The 13,276-nt window shown below is 67.8% G+C and carries 12 protein-coding genes; 6 read left to right on the top strand and 6 right to left on the bottom strand.

Features of this window, described 5'->3' with window-relative positions:
- The 6 genes from murJ to trxA all read left to right on the top strand — a co-directional run.
- Positions 1–1,902: murein biosynthesis integral membrane protein MurJ (gene murJ / locus AOK17_RS07215; RefSeq protein WP_055611487.1), on the top strand; the 1,902-nt coding region annotated here is incomplete at its 5' end.
- A 118-nt stretch (positions 1,903–2,020) separates the two neighbouring features.
- Positions 2,021–3,748: a protein kinase family protein gene (locus tag AOK17_RS07210; protein WP_055611486.1), complete on the top strand. Its 1,728-nt coding sequence runs from the start codon at positions 2,021–2,023 to the stop codon at positions 3,746–3,748.
- 27 nt (positions 3,749–3,775) lie between these two features.
- Positions 3,776–4,489, top strand: a complete 714-nt coding sequence (gene sigM, locus AOK17_RS07205) for an RNA polymerase sigma factor SigM (RefSeq protein WP_055611485.1) — start codon at positions 3,776–3,778, stop codon at positions 4,487–4,489.
- Positions 4,486–5,427 carry an anti-sigma factor family protein gene (locus AOK17_RS07200; protein ID WP_055611484.1) on the top strand — a complete coding sequence of 314 codons (942 nt, stop codon included), beginning with the start codon at positions 4,486–4,488 and terminating at the stop codon, positions 5,425–5,427. Before sigM ends, AOK17_RS07200 begins: the two co-directional genes overlap by 4 nt.
- Positions 5,428–5,621: 194 nt before the next feature.
- Positions 5,622–6,593 carry a thioredoxin-disulfide reductase gene (trxB, locus tag AOK17_RS07195; RefSeq protein WP_055611483.1) on the top strand — a complete coding sequence of 324 codons (972 nt, stop codon included), beginning with the start codon at positions 5,622–5,624 and terminating at the stop codon, positions 6,591–6,593.
- A 43-nt stretch (positions 6,594–6,636) separates the two neighbouring features.
- Complete coding sequence (gene trxA / locus AOK17_RS07190; RefSeq protein ID WP_055611482.1) at positions 6,637–6,969, top strand: thioredoxin; 333 nt, start codon at positions 6,637–6,639, stop codon at positions 6,967–6,969.
- 128 nt (positions 6,970–7,097) lie between these two features.
- On the opposite strand, the gene AOK17_RS07185 is transcribed toward trxA, so the two are convergent.
- The 6 genes from AOK17_RS07185 to yidC form a co-directional block, all read right to left on the bottom strand.
- Complete coding sequence (locus tag AOK17_RS07185) at positions 7,098–7,715, bottom strand: GNAT family N-acetyltransferase (protein WP_055611481.1); 618 nt, start codon at positions 7,713–7,715, stop codon at positions 7,098–7,100.
- A 326-nt stretch (positions 7,716–8,041) separates the two neighbouring features.
- Positions 8,042–9,145, bottom strand: coding sequence for a ParB/RepB/Spo0J family partition protein (locus tag AOK17_RS07180; RefSeq protein ID WP_055611480.1), 1,104 nt, complete (start codon positions 9,143–9,145; stop codon positions 8,042–8,044).
- Positions 9,142–10,215: a ParA family protein gene (locus tag AOK17_RS07175; RefSeq protein WP_079052842.1), complete on the bottom strand. Its 1,074-nt coding sequence runs from the start codon at positions 10,213–10,215 to the stop codon at positions 9,142–9,144. Before AOK17_RS07175 ends, AOK17_RS07180 begins: the two co-directional genes overlap by 4 nt.
- Positions 10,216–10,601: 386 nt before the next feature.
- Complete coding sequence (gene rsmG, locus AOK17_RS07170; RefSeq protein ID WP_055611478.1) at positions 10,602–11,318, bottom strand: 16S rRNA (guanine(527)-N(7))-methyltransferase RsmG; 717 nt, start codon at positions 11,316–11,318, stop codon at positions 10,602–10,604.
- Positions 11,319–11,456: 138 nt separating this feature from the next.
- Positions 11,457–11,969: a Jag family protein gene (locus AOK17_RS07165; RefSeq protein ID WP_055611477.1), complete on the bottom strand. Its 513-nt coding sequence runs from the start codon at positions 11,967–11,969 to the stop codon at positions 11,457–11,459.
- Between the two features lie 15 nt (positions 11,970–11,984).
- On the bottom strand, positions 11,985–13,274 hold the full coding sequence (gene yidC / locus AOK17_RS07160) for a membrane protein insertase YidC (RefSeq protein ID WP_055611476.1): 1,290 nt from the start codon (positions 13,272–13,274) through the stop codon (positions 11,985–11,987).
- Positions 13,275–13,276 lie beyond the last annotated feature (2 nt).

The raw sequence follows: 13,276 nt of genomic DNA, 5'->3' as shown, positions 1-13,276 counted from the left end.
CCGGAGGGCCCCACCCAGTACCTGCCGTACGGCGACGACCCCCGTACGACCCAGTTCGTGGGCGTCGACGACCTGGTGACCCAGGCCGGCGAGCAGCGCCACGAGCCGGACGCCTTCGCTCACCTCTTCCGGGACCAGCAGCAGGGCGGCGCGTACCCGCCCGCGGGGGGTCCGCCCAGCGTGCCCTCTCCGACGCCGGAACCCGCTCCGGCTGCCGAGCCGCCCTCGACACCCCCGCCCGCACCTGCGCCGGCTGCCGCGAAGAAGTCCGGTGGCCGTGCGTCCGGCCTGCTGAAGTCCAGTGCGGTCATGGCGGCGGGCACCATGGTGTCCCGTCTCACCGGCTTCATCCGCTCCGCGCTGATCGTCGCGGCGCTGGGCGTCGGCCTCCTCGGCGACACCTTCCAGGTCGCCTACCAGCTGCCGACGATGATCTACATCCTGACCGTCGGCGGCGGCCTCAACTCCGTCTTCGTACCGCAGCTGGTGCGCGCCATGAAGGACGACGAGGACGGTGGTGAGGCGTTCGCCAACCGGCTGCTGACCCTCGTCGTCGTGGTTCTCGGAGCGCTCACCGCGCTCGCGGTGCTCGCCGCTCCGTACCTGGTCCGCGTGCTGTCGACGCCGGTCGCCAGAGACGCGGCGGCCAACGACGTCGCTGTCACCTTCGCCCGCTACTTCCTGCCCACGATCTTCTTCATGGGCATCCACGTGGTGATGGGCCAGATCCTGAACGCGCGCGGACGGTTCGGCGCGATGATGTGGACCCCGGTCCTCAACAACGTCGTCATCATCGTGACGCTCGGACTGTTCATCTGGGTGTACGGCACCGCGGAGAACTCCGGCATGGAAGCCGCGACCATTCCGCCGGAGGGCGAGCGGCTTCTCGGCATCGGCGTCCTGCTCGGCCTCGTCGTACAGGCACTCGCGATGATCCCGTACCTCCGCGAGACCGGTTTCCGGCTGCGGCTGCGCTTCGACTGGAAGGGCCACGGCCTCGGCAAGGCCGCGATGCTCGCCAAGTGGACCGTGCTCTTCGTCCTCGCCAACCAGGCCGGCGCGATCGTCGTGACCCAGCTGTCCACCGCGGCGGGCAAGGACTCGCCGGTCGACGGCACCGGCTTCGCGGCCTACGCCAACGCCCAGCTCATCTGGGGCCTCCCGCAGGCCATCATCACGGTCTCCCTGATGGCCGCCCTGCTGCCTCGCCTGTCGCGTTCCGCCCATGAGGGCGACAGCGGCGCGGTCCGCGACGACATCTCGCAAGGTCTGCGTACGACCGCCGTGGCGATCGTGCCGATCTCCTTCGGCTTCGTCGCGCTCGGCATCCCGATGTGCACGCTGATGTTCGGCTCCTCCGGGACCAGCGAGGCGACGAACATGGGCTACATGCTGATGGCCTTCGGCCTGGGCCTGATCCCGTACTCCGTGCAGTACGTCGTGCTGCGCGCCTTCTACGCGTACGAGGACACCCGGACCCCCTTCTACAACACGGTCATCGTGGCCGCCGTCAACGCCGGGGCCTCGGCGCTCTGTTTCTTCCTGCTTCCCCCGCGCTGGGCGGTGGCGGGCATGGCCGCGTCGTACGGTCTTGCCTACGCGATCGGCGTCGGGGTCGCGTGGAGCCGGCTGCGCAAGCGGCTGGGCGGCGACCTGGACGGCGGCCGGGTCCTGCGCACGTACGCACGGCTCGGTATCGCGTCGGTGCCGGCCGCACTGCTCAGTGGTGCGGCCTGCTATGGAATCGGCCACACACTGGGACAGGGCGTCGGCGGCTCGTTCGCCTCCCTGCTCGGCGGTGGTGTCGTACTGCTCGGTGTCTTCTACGTCGCGGCGCGGCGGATGCGCATCGAGGAGCTGAACGGAATGGTCGGCATGGTCCGCGGGCGCCTTGGGCGCTGAGACTGGGGTAGGCGCACAACCATCGTGCGCGACCGCGTGTCGTGCATAGGGGCGGACTGTGGGCACAATTGGCTTTGGCGTCGGACAGCGCGTAATGGATGGGGAGGCAGGAACGACGGTGGCGGAACGGAGCACGGCTGCCGTCGACGTGGCAGACAACAGCGGCGACGAGCCGCTGACCGCGAAGGCGGACCAGTCCACGGCCGACGGGGTGGCCCAGAACCGGGAGCGGGACACGGACAGCTCGGAGAGCGAAGAGGAACAGGGGAGCGGGGGGAACGAGAGCCCTGGCAGGACCTCGCCACCCGAGCTGCACAGCGGTCACAAACTCGCCAGACGCTACCGTCTGGAAGAGTGCGTCACCCGTCTGGACGGTTTCAGCAGTTGGCGTGCGGTGGACGAGAAACTCCGCCGCGCCGTCGGTGTGCACTTGCTGCCCGCCGACCATCCACGAGCGCGCTCCGTCCTGGCGGCGGCACGTTCTTCCGCCCTTCTGGGCGATCCCCGCTTCGTCCAGGTCCTGGACGCGGTCGAGGAGAACGACCTCGTCTATGTGGTGCACGAGTGGCTGCCGGATGCCACGGAGCTGACGGCGCTCCTGGCCGCCGGCCCGCTGGAGGTGCACGAGGCGTACCAGATGGTCAGCCAGGTCTCCCAGGCGATGGCCGCCGCACACCGTGAGGGGCTGGCGCATCTGAAGCTGACCCCTGGCGCCGTGCTGCGCACGTCGTCCGGGCAGTGGCGCATCCGCGGCCTCGCCGTGAACGCGGCGCTGCGCGGCATCAGCTCGGACACCCCCCAACGCACCGACACGGAGGCGATCGGCGCCCTTCTGTACGCCACGCTCACCCAGCGCTGGCCGTACGAGGACGACGCCTACGGCCTCTCCGGGCTTCCCAAGGGCGTGGGCCTCATCGCCCCCGACCAGGTACGCGCAGGTGTGCACCGGGGCCTTTCGGAGCTCGCGATGCGCGCGCTCGTCAACGACGGCGCGACCGCTTCCCGCCAGGAGCCCCCGTGCACCACGCCGGAGGAACTGGTGAAGGCGGTCGGCGAGATGCCTCGCATCCGGCCACCGGAGCCCGCGTTCACGGCGCCGCCGGACTACCAGCGCACGACGTACCAGCAGGGCAACTACGGCCGCCCCTCGTCCCACCCGGGGGCCACCCAGCCGGTACCGACTCCCCTGCCTCCGCTGCAGACGCGTACCGGCAAGGCCCTCAAGTGGGCGGTGTCCGCCCTTCTGATCGCCGCGCTCGGTCTCGGCAGCTGGCAGCTCGCGGACGCGCTCATGGACCGCGGGAAGTCAGACGACACCGGCGACACCCAGACGACGGACGGGAACGACAAGAGCGGCGACAACGCGAAGCCGGTCAAGCCGATCACCATCGAGGGCGCCGAGGAGTACGTCGCGAAGGGTTCGGCCCAGGCGGCGGGGGACGTGGCCAAGACCTACGACGGCGACAGCTCGACGTACTGGCGGAGCAAGAGCTTCCTGGACGGTCCGGAGATGAACCCGGCATTCAAGCCCGGCGTCGGCATCGTCTACGACCTCGGCTCGAAGCAGGAGATCTCTGCCGCCTCGATAGGTCTCCGGTTCGGCGGTAACCACACGACGGTCTCGCTGTACGCGACGGATTCCATGAGCTCCTCGACGTCGCTGAGCTCCATGCAGAAGATCGGGACCCTGACCACGAGCGGGACCACCGCGAAGGTGAAGGCCGACAAGAAACTGAAGACCCAGTACGTGCTGGTGTGGTTCACTGCGCTGCCGTACGCACCCGGTGACCAGTTCAGCGACGCCGGGTACAAGCAGGCCATCACCGATGTGAAGTTCACCCGCTGAGCATCCACCGGAGGGGGAGGGGGTTCGATGGCGGACGGCGCCGGATTCAGCGAAGTGAGCGATCAGGACCTCCTCGCCCGTCATGTGGCGGGTGATCCCGACGCCTTCGGCGAGATAGTGCGGCGTCACCGTGATCGGCTCTGGGCGGTGGCGCTGCGGACGCTGGGCGACCGCGAGGAGGCCGCTGACGCCGTCCAGGACGCCCTCGTCTCCGCCTACCGGGCCGCCCACACCTTCCGTGGCCAGTCGGCCGTCACAACGTGGCTGCACCGGATCACGGTGAACGCCTGCCTGGACCGCGCGCGCAAGGCGGCTTCCAGGAAGACATCCCCCGTGGACGACACGGAACGTCTCGAACAGCTCCTGGAACCTCACGAGTCGGCCTCCGCGCCGGCCGAGCGCAACGATCTGCACCGCGAACTGTTGGAGGCACTGGGCACTCTGCCTCCCGACCAGCGGGCAGCCCTCGTCCTGGTGGACATGCAGGGCTATCCCGTGGCGGAGGCGGCCAGCCTGCTCGATGTGCCGACCGGCACGGTCAAGAGCCGCTGCGCGCGTGGCAGAGCCAGACTTCTCCCGCTGCTCAAACACCTGCGTACGGACAGCGGGAGCGACAGAGCGAGCAAGAAGTCGGGTGAGGGACGGAACCGCACGCAGGGGGCATCCGTCCCACCCGCAGCGGGAGAACACGATGGACCAAGCGATTCAGCTGCTGTGAAGGGCGGAGGTGGGCGAGCGTGACATCCACGACCGACAAAGCCGGGCACCCGGACGTCGAGGAGATCTCCGACCTCACCGAGGGTCTGCTCCCTCCCACCCGTACGGCGGACGTGCGACGGCATCTGGACGACTGCGTGCTCTGCGCCGACGTGTACGACTCGCTGGAGGAGATCCGAGGCCTGCTCGGCACGCTGCCGGGCCCGCCCCGCATGCCCGACGATGTCGCGGGACGCATCGACGCCGCGCTCGCCGCTGAGGCCCTGCTGAATGCCACGGTCCCCGAAGACGACACCACAGCCACTCTCGCGTCCGTCGGCACTTCGCGCCCCCTGCCCGATGAAGGCGACGACGACGGCAGCGATGTTTCACGTGAAACATCGACTGCGGCAGACCGTCCCGCGGGACGCCCCCGCGCCGCCACCGGCCCGGGCCGCGCGAACCGCCCGCCTCGTGCACGCCGCAGGACTGCGGTCCTGAGCGCCGTGTTCACGGCCGCCGCACTCGGACTCGGCGGTCTGCTGTTCCAGTCACTGAGCAACAACGCCTCGGACAACGACTCCCCGGCGGCGTCTCCCCGGCAGAGCGACTCCGCGAATACCCTCGCTGAGGGCACGCTCAAGGGCCAGGTCGCGGATCTTCTGAACAAGGCCGACACCAAGAAGGACGGCGGCCCTCGCACCTCCAACCCGTACGGCACCCAGTCCACTGAGGGGCCGCACATCCTGAACACGCCCTCGGTCTCGGTTCCCGGGTGCATCACACAGGGAATCGGTCGAGACGCGGAACCGCTCGCCTTCAAGGAAGGCTCCTACGAGGGCAAGGAGGCGTATCTCGTGGTGCTGCCCGACGTCTCCGACACCACACGCGTCACGGCCTACGTCGTGGACTCTGCCTGTGTGGACAAGCCGTCGATCTCCGCCGGCAAGGTTCTGCTGGAGCACACCTACGCGCGGAGCTGAGCGAGCCCGCCTCCGCCGCGGACCGTCCTGAGCCCCTCTGTGCTATCCCTGGCGTCCCCGCGCGGTGACGCGTCTTCGTGTGCCCGGACACAGCGGGAATGCGCGCCCCTTAGGATCCGTTGGGTGGGGTGAGAGTTCTGAGAGAGGCTCCCACCAGTCGTACGAAGCAGTCTCCAGAGACGAGGAATCATTCCGTGAGCGACGTCCGTAACGTGATCATCATCGGCTCCGGGCCCGCCGGCTACACGGCGGCGCTCTACACCGCGCGCGCGTCGCTTAAGCCGCTGGTGTTCGAGGGCGCCGTCACCGCAGGCGGTGCGCTGATGAACACCACTGAGGTGGAGAACTTCCCCGGCTTCCAGGACGGCGTCATGGGCCCCGAGCTCATGGACAACATGCGTGCGCAGGCCGAGCGCTTCGGTGCCGAGCTGGTACCGGACGACATTGTCACGGTCGACCTCAGCGGTGAGATCAAGACCGTCACGGACACGGCAGGCACCGTGCACCGGGCGAAGACGATCATCGTCACCACCGGGTCGCAGCACCGCAAGCTGGGTCTGCCCAAGGAGGACGCCCTCTCCGGACGTGGCGTCTCCTGGTGCGCGACCTGTGACGGCTTCTTCTTCAAGGACCAGGACATCGCCGTGATCGGCGGCGGCGACACCGCCATGGAGGAAGCGACCTTCCTCTCCCGGTTCGCCAAGTCCGTGACGATCGTCCACCGCCGCGACACGCTGCGCGCGTCCAAGGCGATGCAGGAGCGTGCCTTCGCCGACCCGAAGATCAAGTTCGTCTGGGACAGCGAGGTCGCCGAGATCCAGGGCGACCAGAAGCTCTCCGGTCTGCAGCTGCGGAACCTCAAGACCGGCGAGACGTCCGAGCTGCCCGTCACCGGCCTGTTCATCGCGATCGGCCACGACCCGCGCACCGAGCTCTTCAAGGGCCAGCTCGACCTGGACGGGGAGGGCTACCTCAAGGTCGAGGCACCCTCGACCCGCACCAACCTGACGGGTGTCTTCGGCGCCGGCGACGTCGTCGACCACACCTACCGCCAGGCGATCACCGCGGCCGGCACCGGCTGCTCCGCCGCTCTCGACGCCGAGCGCTTCCTCTCCGCCCTCGCGGACGGCGAGGCCGCCGCGGAGCCCGAGAAGACCGCTGTCTGACCCCCTTCCCGCCCCACCGCACCAACCAGTTAAGGAGCCCGCCGTGGCCGGCACCCTCAAGCACGTGACCGACGATTCCTTCGAGCAGGACGTTCTCAAGAGCGACAAGCCCGTCCTGGTGGACTTCTGGGCCGCCTGGTGCGGTCCGTGCCGCCAGATCGCTCCGTCCCTTGAGGCGATCGCCGCCGAGTACGGCGACAAGATCGAGATCGTCAAGCTCAACATCGACGAGAACCCGGGTACGGCCGCCAAGTACGGCGTCATGTCCATCCCGACCCTGAACGTCTACCAGGGTGGCGAGGTCGCCAAGACCATCGTCGGTGCCAAGCCGAAGGCCGCGATCGTGCGGGACCTTGAGGACTTCATCTCCGAGTAGTTCGGCAAGCCGCCCACAGCAGGCGGCGATGTTTCACGTGAAACACGGATGGGCCAGCCCGGACGGGCTGGCCCATCCGCATGTACGGCCAATGTCGCAAGCGCCTCGCCTACAGACCCGAGAGCGTTCTACAGCGGACGCAGCACCGGCTCCTTCTGTACGGCCCCCAGCAATCTGTCGAGCGCCAACTCCACGTCCTCCTTCCAGGAGAGCGTCGTACGCAGCTCCAGGCGCAGTCGCGGGTACGTCGGGTGCGGCCGGACCGTCTTGAATCCCACGGCCAGGAGATGGTCGGCGGGCAGGACGCAGGCCGGCTCCTTCCAGCGGGAGTCCCCGAAGGCCTCGATCGCCTTGAAGCCCCGCCGGAGCAGATCCTTGGCGACCGTCTGGACCATCACACGTCCGAGTCCCTGCCCCTGAAAGCCCGGCGTGATGAAGGCGGTCATCAGCTGGACCGCATCAGGGGAGACCGGGCTTGTGGGGAAGGCCGTCGCGCGCGGCACATAGGCGGGCGGCGCGTAGAGCACGAAGCCCGCCGGCACGTCATCCACGTACACGACCCGGCCGCAGGATCCCCATTCGAGCAGGACGGCGGAGATCCACGCCTCTTTCTCCAGCTCTGGTGTTCCTGCCTTTACCGCGGCCTGACCGCTGACTGGGTCCAGCTCCCAGAAGACACACGCGCGACAGCGCTTGGGAAGGTCCTGAAGGTTGTCCAGCGTGAGCGGTGCGAGCCGGCGCCCCATGAAGGCAGTTCCTCACTTTCCTCGCCCGCAGCGTCGCGAGCGGCTGTCAGAGCGCTCCGTTCCCTGAGCAGGCTGCCGACGAAACCGCCGACCGCGCCGAGCCCCAGGCCCGCGCTCACCAGTCCGGTCCGGCTCACCGTTCGCATGGCCCCTCGCCTCCCCATAAAGGTGCTGCCAGGTGGATGCGCCATACCCGAACGCATCGTATCCACGATGCGATTCCATCGATACCGCCTGAAAGCAAAGAGCGGGCCGTGTTCCGGTACACACCGGACACGGCCCGCTTCGCTGGTCGGCCGGTCGAAATCGACCGGCCGACCCAGGCCTCAGGCTTCCGTCTCCTCGGAGTCGTCGTCCAGGAGGCTCTTCTGCAGAACCGGTCCCTCGCCCGGGGCGAGGGAGCCGAGGATGCGCTCAAGGTCGTCCATCGAGGCGAACTCGACGGTGATCTTGCCCTTCTTCTGGCCGAGGTCGACCTTCACCCGAGTCTCGAAGCGGTCCGAGAGACGGGTCGCGAGGTCACTCAGGGCCGGGGAGAGCCGTGTGCCGGCTCGCGGCCCCTTGGAGCGTGCGGCCGACTGAGGCCGCGAGCCCATGAGCGTGACGATCTCCTCGACCGCTCGCACCGAGAGCCCCTCGGCCACGATCCGGTGAGCCAGTCGGTCCTGCTCCTCCGAGTCGTCCACGGAGAGCAGGGCTCGCGCGTGTCCGGCGGAGAGCACCCCGGCGGCCACGCGGCGCTGGACCGACGGCGACAGCTTCAGCAGACGCAGGGTGTTGGAGACCTGAGGGCGCGAACGGCCGATCCGGTCGGCCAGCTGGTCGTGCGTGCAGTTGAAGTCCTTGAGCAACTGGTCGTAGGCGGCAGCCTCTTCCAGCGGGTTCAGCTGAGCACGGTGCAGGTTCTCCAGGAGCGCGTCCAGGAGAAGCTTCTCGTCATCCGTGGCCCGCACGATCGCCGGGATGGCGTCGAGCCCTGCCTCACGGCAGGCCCGCCAGCGCCGCTCGCCCATGATGAGCTCGTAGCGCGCCGGACCCATCTGCCGTACGACGACCGGCTGGAGAAGGCCGACCTCCTTGATGGAGGTGACGAGTTCCGCGAGAGCGTCCTCGTCGAAGACCTCACGGGGCTGGCGCGGGTTCGCGGTGATGGAGTCGAGAGGCAGCTCGGCGAAGTAGGCGCCGACGGGCGCCGACGGAGCCTCACCGAATACGCTCGCCGACGGCTCCTCTGTTTCATGTGAAACATGGGCTGCCGGAAGTGCGGCCACCTTGGCCGCCGCCACCCCGCGCTCTGCGGTGAGCACGGGCACGGCCCCCGGCGATGTGGACCCGCCGCCCATCGCGGGTGGCGCCGCCTTCTCTCCTGTCGGTGCAGCCGGGATCAGTGCGCCGAGACCACGGCCCAACCCCCTCCGTCGCTCGCTCACTGGATCCCCTCCACCATGCTCTGTTCGTTGTGTGCGCCCATGTGGGCATGCTGCGCGTCGTAGGCCACTCCGACTCCGCGCAGCGCGATCTCTCGTGCCGCCTCCAGATAGGAGAGGGCACCGCTCGACCCCGGGTCGTAGGTCAGAACCGTCTGACCGTAACTGGGGGCCTCGGAGATACGGACCGAGCGCGGAATGCTCGTCCGTAGCACCTCATCGCCGAAGTGACTGCGCACCTCGTCGGCGACCTGGGACGCGAGGCGGGTCCGGCCGTCGTACATGGTGAGCAGGATCGTCGAGACATGCAGGTTGGGGTTGAGGTGCCCCCGCACCAGATCGACGTTGCGCAGCAGTTGGCCCAGGCCCTCCAGCGCGTAGTACTCGCACTGAATCGGGATGAGCACCTCGGCACCTGCTACGAGAGCGTTGACCGTCAGGAGGCCCAGCGAGGGCGGGCAGTCGATCAGGATGTAGTCCAGCGGCTGCTCGTACGCCTGGATCGCCCGCTCCAGCCGGCTCTCTCGTGCCACCAATGACACCAGCTCGATCTCCGCACCGGCGAGATCGATCGTGGCAGGTGCACAGAAGAGACCCTCGACATCAGGTACTGGCTGAACAACCTCGGAGAGTGGCTTGCTGTCGATCAGCACGTCGTAGATCGAAGGAACTTCGGCGTGATGGTCAATGCCCAGCGCGGTGGAGGCATTGCCCTGAGGGTCGAGGTCGACCACCAGGACGCGCCCACCGTGGAGAGCAAGCGAAGCGGCAAGGTTGACCGTGGTCGTGGTCTTGCCCACCCCGCCCTTCTGGTTGGCGACCACCATCACGCGGGTTTGGTCAGGCCGTGGGAGGCCCTCGCCGGCGCGGCCGAGAGCCTCCACCGCCAGTTGGGCAGCACGACCGATGGGAGTGTCGTCCATCGGGGGCGGTGTTTCACGTGAAACATCCTCCCCCATCGACTCGGTACGGGGACCGGGGACCGGATCGGTCATCGGTCCCGCGATGTTGGCGTCGGACCGCAAGGATTCACTCTCCTCGACTTCAGGCTCGCAATGAACAGAGCCTCCCATGTCTTCGGGGTCGTGAACCAGCGAGGCCCGTTGTTCTGTGGAGAAATCCACCTCTGTGGACAACTCCGTGCCCTCTCCGGGGGACGCATGGCCGCCACGAGAGGGTCTTTTTCCGAAGGATCCCAGGGATCCAAGTGGGTTTCGGTCGCGGGGTTCAGCCGCGGCGCGTCCGCGACTGATGATGCCGTGCAGCAGTGAGCGACGTTTCACGTGAAACACGATGCACAGCGCGCGCGGCCACGACCGCGCGACACTCCGGCATGCGTAGGTTTGGCAGCTTGTGTGGAGTACGTCTCGTCGTCAGGACGGATCAGTCAACGAGTCGGTCAACAAGCCGCCGACCCGACAACACGCCTCTCGAATGAGCCGCTCTCCTCGGGAATCGGTCAGCGACGCCTTCGGGTCCGTCCCGTCCGTGCCGCCTTCGCCCGCTTGGCCGCGAAGCGCACGCCGCCAGGGCTCTCCCCGACTTCGACGCGTACCACCGTGGCGAGAGGATCCACCACACCTTCACCGACGTGAAGCACGGAGATGTCCACGGCACCCAGCTTGCTCAGGGCAGCCCCGGCGTTCTTGACCTCTTCCTCCGCGGTGTCGCCCTTGAGGAGAAGCATCTCGCCGTACGGGCGCAGCAATGGCACTCCCCAGGCCGCGAGGCGGTCCAGCGGCGCCACGGCCCGCGCCGTCACCACGTGGACCGGAGGCAGCGTGCCAAGGACCTCCTCGGCGCGCCCACGGACGACGGTGACGTGGTCGAGGCCGAGCAGCTCGACGACCTCGGTGAGAAAGTTCGTCCGGCGCAGCAGGGGCTCAAGGAGCGTGATCTTCAGGTCCGGGCGGACGAGGGCGAGCGGGATACCGGGCAGTCCGGCACCGGAACCGACATCGCACACCGTCACGTTCTCGGGAACGACCTCGGAGAGCACCGCACAGTTCAACAGGTGCCGTTCCCAGAGGCGAGGCACTTCACGGGGGCCGATCAGCCCCCGCTGCACCCCGGCGTCCGCCAGCAGCTCCGCGTAGCGAACCGCGTCTGCGTAGCGATCGCCGAATACCGCCCGGGCCTGCTCGGGCGCAGGGGGAAGCTCCGCTGCCTCCGTCACGGGGAACCGTCCTTCCGTACCGCTTGAGCGCACTGCGCGCTGACTACCAGGACTATCAGGAACCATCGGGGACTATCAGGCTGACAAAGTTCGGCCCCGCCTGCGAACACAGACGGGGCCGGAGAACGACGTGCTGGATCAGGCTGGGAGCACGACGACGAAGCGCTGCGGCTCTTCGCCCTCGGACTCACTGCGCAGGCCCGCGGCCTTGACCGCGTCGTGCACCACCTTGCGCTCGAAGGGGGTCATCGCCTTCATCTTCACGGGCTCACCGGAGCTCCTGACCTCGGCCGCGGCCTTCGCGCCCAGCTCGGAGAGTTCCTCGCGCTTCTTGGCGCGGTAACCCGCGATGTCCAGCATCAGCCGGCTGCGGTCCCCGGTCTCCCGGTGCACAGCCAGCCGTGTGAGCTCCTGGAGGGCTTCCAGCACCTCACCGTCGCGGCCGACCAGCTTCTGCAAGTCACGGCCGCTGGAGTCGCTGATGATCGAGACCGCCGCGCGATCGGCCTCGACATCCATGTCGATGTCGCCGTCGAGATCGGCGATGTCCAGCAGACCCTCGAGGTAGTCGGCCGCGATCTCGCCCTCCTGCTCCAGGCGGGTCAGGGTGTCGCCACCCTCAGGGGCAGCGGAGGTGGTGCCTTCCGTCACGGGATGGACTCCTTCTTACTTCTTGGACGGGGACTTGGGCCGCTGCGGGCCCTTGCGCTGTCCGGACTGGGCCTTGCTGCGGGTGCCACCGGACGCGGACTTGCCGCCCGCCGGCTTCGGGCCGGGCTTGGCGTCCTCAGGTTCGTCGGACTTGCTGAGCGAGGTCTTCGGCGCGGACTCGTCCGCCGCCTTGGGACCGCCATGAGCAGTGCCCGACTGACGCTGGGACTTGCTCTGCCGCTTGGGCTGCTGGCGCTTGGGAGCGGCGCCGCCCGTCGCCGCGGTGCCGTCCTCGGTCTCGACCACCGTCGAGGCCTCACTCTTCACCACGGTGCCGTCGGCCTGGGCCGCCAGGCCCGCCTTGCTCAGGCCGTTGATGAACTTGCGCTCGAAATCGTTGCGGTCGCGGCCCTTGGCCACGATGGCCTTGACGATGGCCTTCTCACCGCGGCCACGCGTCTTCTCATGCTGCGTGACGCGCTTGTGCAGCCGCTCCAGGTAGGAGGCTTGAGCCTTGGAACCCGGCGTCGGGTTGTTGTGGATGACGTACATCTGCTGGCCCATGGTCCACACGTTGGTGGTCAGCCAGTAGACGAGGACACCGACGGGGAAGTTGATACCGAAGACGGCGAACATGATCGGGAAGACGTACATCAGCATCTTCTGCTGCTGCATGAACGGCGTCTTCACCGTCGTGTCGACGTTCTTCGTCATCAGCTGGCGCTGCGTGTAGAACTGCGAGAACGACATCAGGACGATCATGATCGCCGTGACGACGCGCACGTCGGTGATCGAGGAGCCCAGTGCCTGGACCTTGGCGTCGCCGTCCGTGAACTTCGCGGCCAGCGGAGCACCGAAGATGTGCGCCTTCTGCGCGCTCTCCAGCAGCCGGGTGTTGATCACGCCGATGGTGTCGTTCGACGCGATGCTGTTGAGCACGTGGTACAGAGCGAAGAAGAACGGGGACTGCGCCAGGATGGGAAGGCACGAGGAGAGCGGGTTGGTGCCCGTCTCCTTGTACAGCTTCATCATCTCTTCGGACTGGCGCTGCTTGTCGTTCTTGTAGCGCTCCTGGATCTTCTTCATCTCGGGCTGGAGCGTCTGCATCGCCCGGGTCGCCTTGATCTGCTTCACGAAGAGCGGGATCAGGCAGATACGGATCAGGATCACCAGGGACACGATGGACAAGCCCCAGGCCCAGCCCGTATCAGGGCCGAAGACGGCGCCGTATACGGAGTGGAACTGGACGATGACCCAGGAAACGGGTGTCGTGATGAAGCTGAAAATACTGGCAATCGTGTCCACTA

Source organism: Streptomyces phaeochromogenes (assembly GCF_001418655.1).
Lineage (GTDB): Bacteria > Actinomycetota > Actinomycetes > Streptomycetales > Streptomycetaceae > Streptomyces > Streptomyces phaeochromogenes.
Note: the sequence above shows the minus strand (reverse complement) of the source record. Positions and strands in the feature narration are given on the sequence as shown.